The 1488-nt window shown below is 72.0% G+C and carries 1 protein-coding gene and 1 pseudogene; both read left to right on the top strand.

Going from position 1 to position 1488, the window contains the following annotated elements:
• Nucleotides 1–789: glutamate ABC transporter substrate-binding protein (locus tag H5J30_RS32825; protein ID WP_181791328.1), on the top strand; the 789-nt coding region annotated here is incomplete at its 5' end.
• Between the two features lie 84 nt (nt 790–873).
• A pseudogene (locus H5J30_RS32820) lies at nt 874–1488 on the top strand (hypothetical protein); the annotation flags it as partial.

Below are 1488 nucleotides of genomic sequence, written 5' to 3'. Positions count from 1 at the left end.
ACGCCGGAGGCGAGCCTGCGGCCGGACGCGACCGCCTCCGGGGACGGCGTCAAGCGGATCCAGGACCGCGAGTACCTGATCGCGGGTATCGACCAGAACAGCTTCCAGTGGGGCTACCGCAACCCGCTCACGGGCGAGTTGGAGGGCTTCGACATCGACCTGGCGCGGGCCATCGCCGAGGAGATCCTCGGCGACGGCACGAAGGTCGTCTTCCGCTCCATCCCCACCAGCCAGCGCATCCCGGCGCTGCAGGACAAGGACGTGGACGTGGTGGTCCGCACGATGACCATCAACTGCGAGCGCATCCAGGACGTGGCGTTCTCCACCGAGTACTTCACCGGGGACCAGGCGGTGCTGGGGCCCGCCGACTCGGGCATCACCGGCTTCGACGAGAGCCTGGACGGCAAGCGCGTCTGCACCGCCGACGGCTCCACGGGCCAGGGTGCGCTGGAGGAGGAGTCGTACGGCGCCGAGGTCATGCTGGTGCCGAACCAGCTGGACTGCCTGGTGCGGGTGCAGCTCGGCGAGGCGGACGCGGTCGTCACCGACAACGCGCTCGCGGCCGGCCAGGCCGCGCAGGACCCGTCGATGCAGCTCTTCGGCACGCTGGACCGGCCCGAGCCGTACGGCGTGGCGATGAACAAGGGCGACGAGGACCTGGTGCGCCGCGTCAACAGCATGCTGGAGGACTACCGCAAGGACGGACGCTGGCAGGATTCCTACAAGGAGTGGCTGGCCGACGCCATGCCGGGGATCGACCAGGCGCCGGCTCCCAAGTACAAGGACTGACCGGGCGCACGCAGGAACAGCACGGCAACGGGCAGAGTACGGCAGCACGGAGGGAAACAGATGCCGCTCCCGCCACGGGGTTCGATGGACCGCGAGGAGGTCGATCGTGCGCTTGCGCGGCTCGGAGCCGAGCACGAGGCGATCGAGACCTCGCTGCTCGCGCTCCAGGACCACGCGGGACGCCGGCTGCTGGAGGGCGCCGAGCTGTCCGGTACGACCAAGGAGCGCTGGGCCGCCGCCGAGCAGGCGATCTCGCTGCTGTGGGCGCACTTCGACGCGTACACGGGCGCGCTCGGCTCGGCCCGTGAGATCCGGGCCCGCCGCCGCTCGCCGGGCGCCGCGGAGCTGGCGGAGCTGACGGCGCTGCTGCGCGACCACGGCGTCACCATCGCGCCGGGTGCCGCCGCCCTGCCCCGTACGGTGGCCGGCGGCTATCCGGCGTCGCTGACGGGTCCGGCCCGGCTGTCGGAGTCGCTGAAGCTGGCCGAGCTGGTGGAGCGGATGAACCGGTGGTACGCGGAGGTGATCGACGTCGTCGCGGCGGCGGACTCCGTGTGGTCGGCGCTGCCCGCGCGCATCGACCTGCTCGCCGCCGAGCTCCAGCGCACCCGTTCGCTGGCCCAGTCCGTCGGCGTACGTTCCGGGGAGCACCCGGCGGGCGACGACCTGGAGCGGATCACCGCGGAGCTGACGGCGCTG

The organism is Streptomyces phytophilus, from assembly GCF_013870535.1.
GTDB lineage: Bacteria > Actinomycetota > Actinomycetes > Streptomycetales > Streptomycetaceae > Streptomyces > Streptomyces phytophilus.
This window is presented reverse-complemented; position numbering and strand designations above follow the sequence as displayed.